General features: G+C 29.7%; 16 protein-coding genes and 1 riboswitch. Of the genes, 12 read left to right on the forward strand and 4 right to left on the reverse strand.

Going from position 1 to position 13,260, the window contains the following annotated elements:
- Positions 1 to 24 precede the first annotated feature (24 nt).
- From H8S10_RS01710 to H8S10_RS01765, 12 genes are all read left to right on the forward strand, one after another.
- Positions 25 to 1,476: a class I tRNA ligase family protein gene (locus H8S10_RS01710; protein ID WP_186837746.1), complete on the forward strand. Its 1,452-nt coding sequence runs from the start codon at positions 25 to 27 to the stop codon at positions 1,474 to 1,476.
- A gap of 303 nt (positions 1,477 to 1,779) precedes the next feature.
- Positions 1,780 to 2,310, forward strand: a complete 531-nt coding sequence (locus H8S10_RS01715; RefSeq protein WP_186837747.1) for a sigma-70 family RNA polymerase sigma factor — start codon at positions 1,780 to 1,782, stop codon at positions 2,308 to 2,310.
- Positions 2,311 to 2,315: 5 nt separating this feature from the next.
- The gene (locus H8S10_RS01720) at positions 2,316 to 2,636 is read left to right on the forward strand and encodes a hypothetical protein (protein ID WP_055265115.1); all 321 of its coding nucleotides are present in this window, start codon (positions 2,316 to 2,318) and stop codon (positions 2,634 to 2,636) included.
- A gap of 18 nt (positions 2,637 to 2,654) precedes the next feature.
- Positions 2,655 to 3,431 carry a zinc ribbon domain-containing protein gene (locus tag H8S10_RS01725; protein ID WP_186837748.1) on the forward strand — a complete coding sequence of 259 codons (777 nt, stop codon included), beginning with the start codon at positions 2,655 to 2,657 and terminating at the stop codon, positions 3,429 to 3,431.
- Between the two features lie 248 nt (positions 3,432 to 3,679).
- Positions 3,680 to 4,465 (forward strand): TatD family hydrolase, encoded by a 786-nt coding sequence (locus H8S10_RS01730; protein WP_186837749.1) that lies wholly within the window; start codon positions 3,680 to 3,682, stop codon positions 4,463 to 4,465.
- 230 nt (positions 4,466 to 4,695) lie between these two features.
- Complete coding sequence (locus H8S10_RS01735; RefSeq protein ID WP_186837750.1) at positions 4,696 to 5,742, forward strand: 3D domain-containing protein; 1,047 nt, start codon at positions 4,696 to 4,698, stop codon at positions 5,740 to 5,742.
- A 176-nt stretch (positions 5,743 to 5,918) separates the two neighbouring features.
- Positions 5,919 to 6,473 carry a ribonuclease M5 gene (gene rnmV, locus H8S10_RS01740; RefSeq protein WP_055265107.1) on the forward strand — a complete coding sequence of 185 codons (555 nt, stop codon included), beginning with the start codon at positions 5,919 to 5,921 and terminating at the stop codon, positions 6,471 to 6,473.
- Entirely contained in the window at positions 6,474 to 7,316 is an 843-nt protein-coding gene (gene rsmA / locus H8S10_RS01745; RefSeq protein WP_055265105.1) for a 16S rRNA (adenine(1518)-N(6)/adenine(1519)-N(6))-dimethyltransferase RsmA, read from the forward strand.
- A 140-nt stretch (positions 7,317 to 7,456) separates the two neighbouring features.
- Entirely contained in the window at positions 7,457 to 8,668 is a 1,212-nt protein-coding gene (locus H8S10_RS01750; protein WP_055265103.1) for a hypothetical protein, read from the forward strand.
- A gap of 136 nt (positions 8,669 to 8,804) precedes the next feature.
- On the forward strand, positions 8,805 to 9,632 hold the full coding sequence (locus H8S10_RS01755) for a hypothetical protein (protein ID WP_055265101.1): 828 nt from the start codon (positions 8,805 to 8,807) through the stop codon (positions 9,630 to 9,632).
- Positions 9,633 to 9,645: 13 nt separating this feature from the next.
- A complete protein-coding gene (locus H8S10_RS01760; protein ID WP_055265099.1) occupies positions 9,646 to 10,485 on the forward strand; it encodes an Mrp/NBP35 family ATP-binding protein in 840 nt (279 codons plus the stop codon).
- A 75-nt stretch (positions 10,486 to 10,560) separates the two neighbouring features.
- Positions 10,561 to 10,749, forward strand: coding sequence for a ferredoxin (locus H8S10_RS01765; protein WP_055265097.1), 189 nt, complete (start codon positions 10,561 to 10,563; stop codon positions 10,747 to 10,749).
- Between the two features lie 27 nt (positions 10,750 to 10,776).
- On the opposite strand, the gene thiT is transcribed toward H8S10_RS01765, so the two are convergent.
- The 4 genes from thiT to H8S10_RS01785 all read right to left on the reverse strand — a co-directional run bounded on the left by thiT (position 10,777) and on the right by H8S10_RS01785 (position 13,203).
- Positions 10,777 to 11,430 carry an energy-coupled thiamine transporter ThiT gene (gene thiT, locus H8S10_RS01770; RefSeq protein ID WP_055265095.1) on the reverse strand — a complete coding sequence of 218 codons (654 nt, stop codon included), beginning with the start codon at positions 11,428 to 11,430 and terminating at the stop codon, positions 10,777 to 10,779.
- 53 nt (positions 11,431 to 11,483) lie between these two features.
- A riboswitch (TPP riboswitch) is annotated at positions 11,484 to 11,586 on the reverse strand.
- 22 nt (positions 11,587 to 11,608) lie between these two features.
- Complete coding sequence (locus H8S10_RS01775; protein WP_055265093.1) at positions 11,609 to 11,812, reverse strand: hypothetical protein; 204 nt, start codon at positions 11,810 to 11,812, stop codon at positions 11,609 to 11,611.
- 84 nt (positions 11,813 to 11,896) lie between these two features.
- The gene (locus H8S10_RS01780) at positions 11,897 to 12,352 is read right to left on the reverse strand and encodes a PadR family transcriptional regulator (protein WP_055265091.1); all 456 of its coding nucleotides are present in this window, start codon (positions 12,350 to 12,352) and stop codon (positions 11,897 to 11,899) included.
- A 5-nt stretch (positions 12,353 to 12,357) separates the two neighbouring features.
- Entirely contained in the window at positions 12,358 to 13,203 is an 846-nt protein-coding gene (locus H8S10_RS01785; protein ID WP_055265089.1) for a DegV family protein, read from the reverse strand.
- Between the last annotated feature and the right edge of the window lie 57 nt (positions 13,204 to 13,260).

Raw genomic sequence — 13,260 nt, forward strand, 5'->3', positions numbered from 1 at the left:
GTAGCAATAAAAGGGGGTTATTTAATGAATATAATTATAGGAAATGCATGGCCTTATGCTAATGGACCACTTCATTTAGGAAGAATTGCTGTATGGTTACCTGGGGACATTTTAGCTAGGTATCATAGAATGATGGGAGATAATGTTGTATTTATATCAGGAACTGACTGTCATGGTACTCCTGTTACTAATAGAGCAGAAGAAGAGGGGATATCTCCGTTAGAAGCTGTAGAAAAATATCATAAGGAATTTCAAAAATGTTTTAAATCTTTAGGATTTTCTTTTGATATTTTTGAAAAAACTCATTCTGAATATCACCAAGAAAAGGTAAAAAAATTTATTTTAGATTTATATGAAAAAGGATATATATATGAAGAAATAGTAGATGGGTCAAAACATTTATTCTTTGCTTTATCTAAGTTTGAGGATGATGTAAAGTACATATTTGATAATGAAGATGGATGGAGAGAAAATGCCAAAAAAATATTAAAAAGATATCTTGATGAAGGATTAAGGGATAGAGCTGTAACAAGAGATTTTAATTGGGGCGTTGATGTACCGTTAGACGGATATGAAGATAAAAAAATATATGTATGGATTGAAGCGGTAATGGGATATCTTACTGCCAGTATGAAATGTCTAAGTGAAAGAGGAGAGGATTGGAAAGAATATTGGAGCGGAGATGATTCAAGGGTTTATTTTGTTCACGGAAAAGATAATATACCTTTCCATACTGTTATTTTCCCAGCTATTTTATGTGGAGTAGGAATTAAAAATCCTAATTTAAGAATGATATCAAGTGAGCATTTAAAACTAGAAGGAAAACCATTCTCATCAGTTAAGAATTGGGCATTATGGGCTGATTATATTACAAAGAATTATAACGTAGATAGTTTTAGATATTATCTTATGCTAAACTCTCCAGAAGATAAGGATACTGATTTTTCATGGAGGGATTATATAAATGTAAATAATTTTGATTTGGTAAGTACTTTTTCGCACTATGTACAAAGGGTCATAACTTTCTCAAGAAAAAATTATGGGCCGAGAATACCAAGTGGAATTATAGAGGAAAGTTTAAAAAATGAAATTTTAGATTTATATTTTAGCGTTGGAGACGATATTGAAGAGGGGCATTTTAATAGTGCGTTAAATAATATAATGGCTTTTTGCAGAAAGGCTAATAAAGATTTTAAAGAAAATTTATTATGGGACATGGCAGAGAAGAATCCTGATTACTGCAAGAATAAGGTCTATAATAATATTCAAATAGTAGCTAATATAGCTAATTTATTAGAACCATTTATGCCTAATATTTGTGAAAATATAAGAACTTCCTTAAGTATTAATGAACCTATATGGAGTCTTATAGAAAAAAGAGATGGAATATTAAAAGAGGTTGATTTAGAACTAAAGAGAATTGATAAAAGAAGAGCTATTGATGAAGTTTTAAGATTAAAAGAGAAAAGAAATTAAAAAAAACTAGAGCCTAAGTTGGGGGACGTCGGCTCTAGTTACCATTCTTTATAAGGAAACTCTTTCTACTGAAATGTAACTTCAACTAATAAAATCAGAGATTTTGAGTTTCATTTAAGGTGGTTTTTTAGGGGTAAATAATAATGCTTTAACTACTTTACAAGTATTATATTACCCTTTCTTTGTGTCAATTAAGTGTCAAAAAAGGAAAGAAAATATTAACAAAATTTTTTGAAATTAAAATGAACTATTTTGAAGATATTACGTCTTAATAATGAAAGTTAATTTAAGGGGGTATTAAGAGTGGAGGAGATAGAGCTAATCAAAAAAGCTCAAGATGGCAATAAACATGCCATGAACATATTGCTTCAGAATAATTATAAAGCTCTATATGGATTTACCCTGAAAATGACTGCTAATGAAGATCTAACTCAAGATATAGTTCAAGAAGTTTGCTTAAAAGCTGTTGTTAATATAAATAAGTTCAAAGGGAAATCGAAATTTCAATCATGGTTAATATCAATATCTATTAATTATTATAGAGATATTATAAGAAAAAATAAAAAAATGGATTATAGTTATGAAATAGAGTTAAGCCACATTGAAAATAATGAAACCGACACTATATTAGATAGGCTACAAGTGGAAGAGATGCTTAAAGAGTTGAAAAAAATGCCTTATGAAAAACGAATATCATTTATATTGAAACATTATTATGGATATTCTTATGAAGAAATCTCTAAGGTATTTAAATGTTCTGAGGGAACTGTAAAATCTAGAGTGTTCTATACTGCATCAAGGTTAAAAAAGAAATTAGTAGGAAGTGAGGTGTGATATAAATGGATGATAGTAATATGTTAAATGATGAAAGCTTAGATAAGTTAGGATATATAAAAGAGTTAGACATATTTTCTATAGTAGATAAACAGTTTGATAAAAAGCGTGAAAGAAAGAGAGTAAAAAGAGCGATTTTTATTTCTATATTAATAGTTGTATTTGTATCACTAATAACATGCTTAGCTATAATTATGCCTAGGATAGCAGTTATTGATAAAAGGATTATGAATATACCTAAATTAATTATAGGATATTATTTTGTTTCTGTATCAATGATGATGTTACTTATTATACCTATAATAAAAAGAAAGAAGTCTTATTAGAAAAGGGGGAGAAATTTTATGTTAATTATGTTTATGCCAATGATTTTTATGGCTATAATTTTTGGATTATTTATATGGCAAGCTATTTGGGTTGCTCTTGATTCAAGAAAAAGAGGAGAAGAGTATTGGTGGCTATGGACTATAGCTGCATTTATAGCATTTCCAGTTGGAATTATAGTTTATGCAATAGTTAGTAGAAGCGATAGAAGAAGATGCAATAACTGTGGAAAAGAAGTACCAAAAGACTTAAAGTTATGCCCATACTGTGGGGAAAGGTGTGGAAACTTTTGTCCTAACTGTGGACAAAATGTTCAACCGGGGTGGAGATTCTGTCCTAATTGTACAACAGAACTACCTGATGAAATAGCTAATAGTAAAAGAAAAATAAATAATAAACCTATTATAATAGTAGTTTCTATAATAGTAGTATTAGCAATTTTATTTGTGGGTATGTTCGTAGTAAGCTACGTTAGTTTCTCTGGAATTACTGGAAGCTACGCTGAAGAGATTAACACTTTTGATACAAGCGGATATCAAGGTAGGGTATTTAATGAAAGAACAACAGACGTTTTAGAATATACAATTACATCTAATCAGCATAGCTTTTGGTGTAAGGGAGAAAGAGAAAAAGGCTATATAGTGGTGAAGGTATACGATAAAGATGGAAATTTAAAATCAGAAACAGATAAAATTTCAGCTGAAGAATTTACTGAAGGAATGTTTGTAGAACCAGGACAAAAGGTAGAAGTTTATCTAAATGATTATAAAGGTTCATTTTATGTAAGATTCAATTAATGAGAGGTGTTACACCATAAAGGAAATTGGAACAAGAATTATATATTAAGAACGAATAATAAATAATAAGTAATTATAGGTGCGCGTACACGCATATACACGCGTATAGGAAAAAATGGAAATTGTTCCTATTCTTGTTCCACATAAGAATATATAAGATTGAAATTTAATGTTTATATACTTATCAAAATTTTGAGCTTTGGTATAATAAGAATAATGATTTAAATTGAAAAATAAGGAGATATATTATGGAACCTAAATATAAGATTTTTGATACACATGCTCACTATGATGATGAGGCTTTTGATGAAGATAGAGAAGAGGTATTAAAACAGATTCAAGAAGCTGGAGTTATAGGAGTATTAAATTGTGCTTGCTCTAGAAAAAGCTTAACTACAACTAATGAATTAACATTAAAGTATGATTTTATATATGGGGCATTAGGGATACATCCAAGTGATGCTTATGATTATAATGAAGACGTTAGAGCTGAGATTATAGAAAAGGCTAATTCTAATAAAAAGATATTAGCTATTGGAGAAATAGGATTAGATTATTATTGGGAAGAGAATCCAGATAGAGAAACTCAAAAAAGAGTCTTTAGAGAACAGATGGAATTAGCTAGAGAGTTAAAACTTCCAGTTGTTATTCATGATAGGGATGCACATAAAGATACACTAGATATAATGAAGGAATATCCAGAGGTTAAGGGGATAGTTCATTGTTTTTCAGGTAGTGTAGAATTTGCTAAAGAATGTGTAAAATTAGGTTATTATATAGGAGTAACAGGAGTAGTTACATTTAAAAATGCTAAAAAAATAGTAGAAGTAGTGGATGAAATTCCTATTGATAGATTATTAGTTGAAACTGATTGCCCTTATATGGCACCAGTACCTAATAGAGGAAAAAGGAATAAATCGGATTATATTGAATGTATAATAGAACAAATAGCTGAAATAAAGAAAATTGACCCGATTAATGCAAATATCAAATTAAATGAGAATTTTGAGAGGTTGATTTCAAGAGAAAAGTAAAGTAAAATAATACTACAGGTTTTCCTTTTATTTCCATCAAAATTAACATAATATCATCAAAAACTTAACATTTTAATAACTATAAAAACAGCTATCATTTTATTTATTTTATTTTTTATGTACAGTGGTACATTTTTAGTAGTTAAATATAGTAAGAGTGGTAAATTTGACAAAAAGTATTGAATTATAATATAATTCAAATACACTCTTGCCAAAGGAGGTTTAGGTAGATGATAGAAAAATGTAAGGAATACCTTAAAAGAAATTTTTCTAATAGTCCTAAGGCAAAGATTTTGTTATGTGCTATTGTGACGGTAGTTATAGCATTATCTGTAGCGAGTCTGAGAAAAACTGTAACGTTAGTTGTAGATGGAAATGAAGTAAAAGTTACAACGTTTAAAGGGACTGTTAAAGATCTAGTATTAGATCAAGGAATAGAACTTACTGAAAAGGACAAAGTGCAGCCAGCTTTAGATGACAGATTATCAGAAGGCGAAAAGATAACAATTACGAAAGCTGTAGAGGTTCAGTTAATAACAATGGATAAGGAATTATCAATTTTAACAGCTGAAAAAACTGTAGAAGATATGTTAGATGCTGAATACGAAGCGCTTAAGTCACAAGGAATTGAATTTATAAAGAATATAGATGAGGTTGAGCCTAATCTTGATACAAAAATACAAAAGAATTTACAAATTAAATTAGTTAAGGTTGAAGAGGTAAAAGAAGTCGCAACTGAGACAATTCAATTTGATACAGTTACAGAAGAAGATGGAAGTTTAGACATAAGTGTTGAAGAAATTAGACAAGAAGGAGTTCCTGGGCAAAAAGAAATTACTTATAGAGTACTGAAAAAAGATGGCAAAGAGGTTTCTAGAGAAGTAGTAGGTTCTAAGGTAGTAGCCGAACCAGTAAATGAAATAATTGTTCAGGGAACAAGAAGGACCTTCGCAAGTAGAAGTGGAGAGGTTCTTGATTATAAAGAACTTCTGTATTGTGAGTCTACAGCTTATACAGGTGATGGAATCACCGCTACTGGAACTGTTCCAGTGTACAACCCTAATGGTATAAGTACTATAGCTGTCGATCCAAGAGTAATTCCGCTAGGATCATTAGTATATGTTGATGGCTATGGAAAAGCTGTTGCCGCAGATACAGGAGGAGCTATTCAAGGAAGTATAATTGATATATATGTAAATAGTCACGATCACGCTACCAGTTGGGGTAGAAAATATGGTGTGCCTGTATATATATTAGCTTATCCAGGAGAATGGTAAAGGAAAGAGGTTAGTTTGGACTAGCCTCTTTTTATATGTGTACAAATAAAAATATATATTATAAAAAATGTAAATTCTAATTTTTTATAAGAGTGGATTTGCTATTATAAAGTTTGACATAATAGAGATATAGGGATACAGTAATATAAGATATACTATGAAAGGAAGATAGTACTTTGATTAAAGAAGTTATAGTAGTAGAGGGAAGAGACGATATTACTGCAGTAAAGCAAGCAGTAGATGCAGAAATGATAGCAGTTGGTGGATTTGGAATTAATGCAAAGGTAATAGCAAGAATTAAAGAAGCCCAAAAGAGAAAAGGTGTAATAGTTCTTACTGATCCAGATTTCGCTGGAGAAAAAATAAGAAAAATAATAGCTAAAAGAGTGCCAGGGATAAAGCATGCTTATATTGCTCAAGAAGACGGAATTAAGGGCGATGATATAGGTGTAGAAAATGCAACTCCTGAAGTTATAATAGAAGCATTAAATAGAGCTAAGGTAACATTAGAAGTAAAAGAAAAAGTATTTGATTATGAGGATATGATTTATTTCAAGCTTACTGGAGATAGTAATTCTAAGGCAAGAAGAATTGAACTAGGAAAAGAGCTAGGAATAGGATATGGTAATGCAAATCAAATGTTATCTAGATTAAATAATTACGGAATTACTAAAGAAGAATTTATAAATGCTATAAATAAAATAGATAAAAAATTAGAAGAGGGTAAATAGATGGATATACAAGATGTAAAAACAGCCGAATTGGTTAAAAAATATAATTTTAAATTTACTAAAAGCTTAGGACAAAACTTTTTAGTAGATCAATCTGTTCCAAGAGACATAGTAGATGGAGCTGATGTTGGTCCAGAGGATTTAGTTATAGAAATAGGACCAGGGGTAGGTACATTAACAGCTCAATTATTAAAAATAGCTAAAAGAGTTGTAGCTATAGAATTAGATGATACCCTAATACCAATACTTACAGAAGAATTAGGAGGATATTCTAATTTTAGTCTTATACATAATGATGCATTAAAAGTAAACTTTGATGAGATAATAGGTGACGAGAAAAGCGTAAAACTAGTTGCTAATCTTCCATATTATGTTACAACTCCAATAATAGTAAAGCTATTGAAGGAAAAGCATAAGTTTAAATCATTAACTATAATGATTCAAAAGGAAGTAGCAGAGAGAATGAATGCAGAACCTGGTAATAAGGATTATGGTGCATTAACTTTATTGGTTCAATACTATTGTAATACTAAGATTGTTAGAAAAGTACCACCTGCTTGTTTTATACCAAGACCAAAGGTAGATTCTATAGTTATAAGATTAGATAAACTTGATGAACCAAAAGTAAAGGTAGATAATGAAAAATTATTCTTTGATATAATAAGAAATTCATTTAATATGAGAAGAAAAACTTTATGGAATGGCGTAAAGAGCATTGGACCAGCAAAAGAAAAATTAGAAGAGGCATTTGAAAAGGCTGGAGTTGATCCTAAGAGAAGAGGAGAAACACTAACTATACAAGAATTTGCAACATTATCTAATTGTATAAATGAAATAATTTAAATAATTAATAATTAAAGTCAGCGAAAGCTGGCTTTTTTCATTAATTAATAATTATAAATTCTTCAGTTTTAATTATTAACATATTTGGCTATGCAATGCATATAATATATGGAATTTATATAAATTGGAGGTTCTATAGAGTGGCAAGTAACAATAAATTGTATAGAAACTTTATAATATTGCAAGAAGACGAGAGAGGATATTCTAATGCAACAGGTAAAACGCTATCAGGATATTCTAAGATTGAAGCAAGAGCAGAAAAATGCAAAGTTTCTTTCTATGCTCAAAACTTGAAAAAAGATACTGATGATTATCATATGGTACTTATCTGCTGTAAGAAAGATTGCAAACAAATAATCGATCTTGGAAAAATAGTAATAAGTGATACTGGTAAGGGAGAAATAACAAAAGAGTATGATGCGTCTAATATAGGTGGATTAGGAGTTAGCTTTGATAAGATATGTGGAGCTGCTGTGACTAAAATGAAAGATGGACTACCTATATATGTTATGTGTGGATTTTTAAATAGTGAACAACCTTCAGACAATTGGAAGAATTATAAGGTTGTAAAATGCAATGAACATAAACCAATAACTATGGAGAAAAAGCCTAAGAAAGATGACTGTAAGGATGATAAAAAGTCAGATAAAAAATCAGAAAAGAAATCAGATAAGTGTGAACATAAAAAGAGAGATGATGATGATAAACCTGTAGAAATTTCTTCAATTAGTAAAGATGATAATAATGATAAGGTTCAAGAAGAACCTAGGGCAGAAGAAGTAAATACAGAAGAGACTAAAGTAGAAGAAGAAAAAGTAGAAGAGCCGAAGGTAGAGGAAGTTCCATATGTTCCTAGGGAAAACTTAAGAGGTAAGTTTGAAGAGTATGAAGAACAAATAGAAGCCGTTAAGGAATTTGACCCAGATGCTTCTGATATAAGAGGTAGTATAGGAGAATATTTTGAAGCAGTAGCTAACGGATTCGAAAGATGTAAGGGTAAATATAAGGAAGTTAAATATACAAAATGGTATAAGGTTCCTGTAAATGATTTATATGAAATGTGTAATATGTCTAATTATAATAAATATACTTTAGCGTATTATCCTATGCTTAACTACTATCCTTATATTAAAAAACATGGATATTTTATGTTAGGATATAAATGTGATTCTGAAGGAAACTTAAAATATATAGTTTATGGAATTCCAGGAAAGAAAGATAAAGATGAACAACCTTATGATGGAAAGACTGGATTTGTTACATGGGTAAATGATAATGACAGTGATGAAGTAGGATGTTGGTTAATGTTCTATGATTATAAGAACTCAACTGTGGTTGTTCCTATGCAATAATTGGGAAATGTATAGGAAATATGTAACATTAATGTTTGCGATTAATTAATTAAAGTATTATAATTATTTATAATTAGGAGAAGTATTTATACTTCTCCTAATTACTTTAATTAAAAGGTATATAAAGGAGAAAAAAATGACAAGAAAAGCAAAAGTAACTTTGTTATCAATTTTTCTAGTAACTATGACTATCTTAGGAGGATGTAATCCTATAGAAAGTATAGAGAAAAAATTTGGAATTAGGAATGAGTATTTTGAGTTTTTAAATAATAATAATGTAAGTAAAATTAGTATTCAAAGTACTAGAGATCCAGGTTTTAAGTTTATTGTAACAGAGGATAGTGCTATAAAAAATATGTATCAACTCTTAGCAAAATCAAAAGTAAGCGAAAGTAAGTCAACATTAGAGCCTGATTATATATTTGAATTTCAAATAGGTGAAGAAGTAAGAAACTTTTATTATGTAGTTGGTTCTGATGAAGGTAATTTTTACAATGATAATGATATTTTCACAACATCTAAGAGGTTAGATGAAGGAATAATACAGAATCTTTCATTTATAAGAAAACCAAGAGATTTTGATTATATATACTATCAATCAATTTTAGATGTATTAAATGTTATTAAAGATAAAATAAAGCTAAGTGATTATAATATAGGAATAAATATTCAAGGAGATATTGAATGTTTAAAATACGTATTTTCAATTGATTTAAAGAGCTTTTTAGAAAAAGCTAGAAAAATAGCTCCTAATATAGACTTAGTAAAAAACAATGATGAAAATTTTGATTTAGTAATAACAGTTAAAAATAGAGGATATGATAGTACAAATTATAAAACGAAGATAACTGTTAATGATAGAATACAAAAATACACTGATGAATATTTCATAACTGCAGTGAATGAATTTAAGGAATGGAATATTAAAGTAAGTGAAGCAAACAATAAACCTAAAGATTGGTAAGGAGGAGAGAGAAATGGGAAATTGTTCAACATGTTCAAGTAAAGCAAGCTGCAATGCTAGTAAATCAGCAGAAAATAATTGTGGAAAAATATCAATAAAACATGGAAAAATAAAAAATGTAATTGGAGTTATAAGTGGAAAAGGTGGAGTTGGAAAGTCTACAGTATCAGGGATTTTAGCAGTTAATTTAGCTAAAAAAGGATATAAGGTTGGAGTATTAGATGCCGATATAACAGGACCATCAATGCCAAGATTCTTTGGTATAAATGAACAAAGAGCTAGAATGATAGCTGTGGATGAAAATAATGCGATTTTTGAACCAGTTATAACTAAGAGTGGAATAAAAGTAATGTCTATGAATCTTTTAATACCAAAGGAAGATGAGCCAGTTATATGGAGAGGACCAGTAGTAACTGGAGTTCTTACTCAAATGTTTACTGATACAAATTGGGGAGAATTAGATTACTTAATAATTGATATGCCACCAGGAACTTCAGATATAACGCTAACTATAATGCAAAGTTTTCCTATATATGAGCTTGTAGTAGTATCAACGCCACAAGATATGGTTTCTATGATAGTTAAGAAAGTAGTATCTATGGCTGAGAAAATGAATATAAAAATTAAAGGTTTAATTGAGAATATGGCATATATAGTATGTACAGATTGTGATAAGAAATTAAAAGTATTTAGCAATAAGTCATCAGAGGAGCATGCAGAATATTTAGGATTGCCTTTATTAGGAGAATTACCTATAAACTTAGAATTAACTGAGGCTGTCAACGAAGGAAGAGCAGAGGAATATATAAAAGATAATAGCTTATATAGTTTAATTTTTGAAGGATTATATTAAAAAGTAAAAAGCGATACATAAAAATCACCATCTGGGGAAAATTAGTATTGTGATTTTTTATAAGAGGTGATAATTATGAAAGCAAACGTAGATCAAGAAACTTGTATTGGATGTGGAATGTGTCCATCAATCTGTCCAGAAGTATTTGATATGAATGATGACGGAAAAGCACATACAATAGTGGATGAAGTTCCAGCAGGAAAAGAAGATGAAGCACAAGATGCAGCTAATAGCTGTCCAGTAAGTGCAATATCAGTAGATTAAAAAAAGATGCCTAATGGGCATCTTTTTTTATATATTAATATTTGAACTCGGATTAAGTGTTTTTAATATTTGATTTAAAGGTAGTAATCCTAATATTACTAAACAAATTAAAAGTTCTACACCTACAGCTGGACCATTTACTGCTAATGAATATATTGCAGGAGACATACCAGCAGGTGCATATTCACCAAAGAAAACAACTCCAGAAATAAAATGGCATATAAATCTTAAAAACATTCCTACAGTAGCTCCAATTAGTTTTTTATCCCTAAAGAAGCCAGCTATCCCTACAGCCATAAATGGAAGAGGATAATCAAATAGTACTTGAATAGGACTTAATATATACGGATTAATCATTAGCTTTAATAAGCCAAAAAGGAATCCTGTAAATATCCCAACAGATGGTCCATAAACATATGAGATTATAAATATAGGAATCATGCTACCAAGAGATACGCTTCCACCACCATTAGGGAATGTGTAAAGCTTTATCATATCTAATATGATAGCTAATGCTAAAGCTAGTCCAATTCTAGCCATAAGTTGAGCATTAAATTTTATAGATTTAAATTTGATAAATGCAATTAGTAAAATACCGCATGCAAGTAATGTTAGTAGTGTTAATGGACTACTAAATAGTGTTTTAAAATTTTCTGATAAGGTTGCTAGAAAATTTGTCATAAAAAAATACCTCCTTGTTTTGCGCAAGAGGTACCAGTTAAACGAAAATAATAAAAATCCGTATATAGCTTCCCTACGCTGGTATTACCCAGATCAGGTAAAGAAGGGTTAATGATAAAATCATCTCTCAGCCAATTGGCACCCCTAGCACCTTATATAAGATATATTATATAAATTTCTAAAAAAAGTCAATAGATTTATCATGTATGTTAGAAGGTTTATAATTAATACTATAAGTGCCGTTGTACAATCTATCTAAACTTATATTACTACCTATTGGAGATGTATGGCTGAATGATGATAATGGTAGAGTAACAACTGAGTCATCTTCTAATAAGACAAATACTTCCGTTGGCGTATAATCTAAAATAGTTCCTTTCATATTTATTCCTCCTTAGATAACTTTGTGTTAGTTTATGTAATTTTAAAAAAAAATACACCTAAGGTTTTCCCTTAAGTGTAAAATTTATAAATACAAATCACCATAAACTAATCTAAATACTTTTAAAGATTCTTCAATCTTTGGCTTTAATAAAGATTTTCTGTAAGAAAACTCCTTTTCACCCAGAGGAGTTAAAGAATACAATTTTTGAGTTTTCTTTTTTAAATCATTCCATTCACCAACAACTAGGCCTTCTTTTTCTAGCTTTTTTAATAATGGATATATACCACCAGTACTAGGAGACCAAAGTCCTTTTGTTCTTTCAGATATTTTTGTTGATATGTCGTTGCCGTTAGTAGGTCCCATACTTAATATATATAAAACATATATAGGTAAAAGTCCTTTAGCGAATACTTGCCCAACAGCTTCTTTTTCTTTCTGAACCTTTTTTAGTTCAGAAAGTTTTTGCTTATACTCTTCATGGAGCCTCTTTTCTTCTGCCTTTAGATCTTCTATGTTGCTAAAATCATAATTAGCCATAATTATTAATCAACAACCTTTACACAGAAGCCCATTAATCCTGGACCGCCATGTACACCAAGAGCAGGACTGATTTCAGAAAGTTTTAAGCTATTAATGTTGTCTAATCCTTTTAATGACTCCATGTATTTGATGGCTTCAGCTTCACAACCACCTTGAAGTACAGTTACATCACATTTGTTTTTTGCAAGGTGTGTTTTTAATATATCAGTAAGTTTTGATAAAGCTTGTTTTCTGCCTCTAGCTTTAACAATATTGTAGTATACACCATTTTCATCTGTTGTAATTATAGGTTTTAAATTTAACATTTCTCCAAGAGTTCCGGCAACTCTTCCGATTCTTCCACCTTTTTTTAAATATTCTAAGGTATCTATAGTAAAGTAACCAGTTATTTTTTCACGAATTTTAGGTAGAGCTTCGATTATTTCTTCGAAAGTTTTTCCAGACTTTATAAGCTTTGATACTTCTATAACTATTTCACCTTCAGGATAAGCTAAGATTTTAGTATCGTAAACATAAGAAGTAAGGTTAGGATGATCTTCTAAGCTTAATCTTAATGAATTAGCTGTTCCAGAAAGACCACCAGATATACATATTGCTATTACATGAGTATATCCTTCTTCTTCTAATTTAGTTAGTATTTTTTCAGTTGTTTCTGGGCTTGGTAAAGATGTTTTTGGTACCTCTTTATCTAAGTTCGCATAAACATCACTAGCTTTTATATCTATTTTATCTTGATATTCACCAGTAGAATAAGAAATTCTAAGTGGTAATAAGTTTACATTATATTCTCTAAGTTCTTCTAAGCTTAGGTCACTACCGCTATCGGTTATTAAAGCAATTTTTTGCATAATTAATCCTCCGAAATTATTTTATTAATTTTATTATATCATAAAAGATATCATTAT

The organism is Clostridium sp. NSJ-49 (assembly GCF_014287725.1).
GTDB lineage: Bacteria > Bacillota > Clostridia > Clostridiales > Clostridiaceae > Clostridium > Clostridium disporicum_B.

What these genes read in the sequence shown, in the direction of transcription:
- H8S10_RS01780 (WP_055265091.1), bottom strand. Translation starts at nt 12,352, where the DNA reads ATGGCTAATTATGATTTTAGCAACATAGAAGATCTAAAGGCAGAAGAA.
- H8S10_RS01725 (WP_186837748.1), top strand. Translation starts at nt 2,655, where the DNA reads ATGTTAATTATGTTTATGCCAATGATTTTTATGGCTATAATTTTTGGA.
- H8S10_RS01785 (WP_055265089.1), bottom strand. Translation starts at nt 13,203, where the DNA reads ATGCAAAAAATTGCTTTAATAACCGATAGCGGTAGTGACCTAAGCTTA.
- thiT (WP_055265095.1), bottom strand. Translation starts at nt 11,430, where the DNA reads ATGACAAATTTTCTAGCAACCTTATCAGAAAATTTTAAAACACTATTT.
- H8S10_RS01735 (WP_186837750.1), top strand. Translation starts at nt 4,696, where the DNA reads ATGATAGAAAAATGTAAGGAATACCTTAAAAGAAATTTTTCTAATAGT.
- H8S10_RS01710 (WP_186837746.1), top strand. Translation starts at nt 25, where the DNA reads ATGAATATAATTATAGGAAATGCATGGCCTTATGCTAATGGACCACTT.
- H8S10_RS01765 (WP_055265097.1), top strand. Translation starts at nt 10,561, where the DNA reads ATGAAAGCAAACGTAGATCAAGAAACTTGTATTGGATGTGGAATGTGT.
- H8S10_RS01775 (WP_055265093.1), bottom strand. Translation starts at nt 11,812, where the DNA reads ATGAAAGGAACTATTTTAGATTATACGCCAACGGAAGTATTTGTCTTA.
- H8S10_RS01755 (WP_055265101.1), top strand. Translation starts at nt 8,805, where the DNA reads ATGACAAGAAAAGCAAAAGTAACTTTGTTATCAATTTTTCTAGTAACT.
- H8S10_RS01730 (WP_186837749.1), top strand. Translation starts at nt 3,680, where the DNA reads ATGGAACCTAAATATAAGATTTTTGATACACATGCTCACTATGATGAT.
- H8S10_RS01720 (WP_055265115.1), top strand. Translation starts at nt 2,316, where the DNA reads ATGGATGATAGTAATATGTTAAATGATGAAAGCTTAGATAAGTTAGGA.
- rsmA (WP_055265105.1), top strand. Translation starts at nt 6,474, where the DNA reads ATGGATATACAAGATGTAAAAACAGCCGAATTGGTTAAAAAATATAAT.
- H8S10_RS01760 (WP_055265099.1), top strand. Translation starts at nt 9,646, where the DNA reads ATGGGAAATTGTTCAACATGTTCAAGTAAAGCAAGCTGCAATGCTAGT.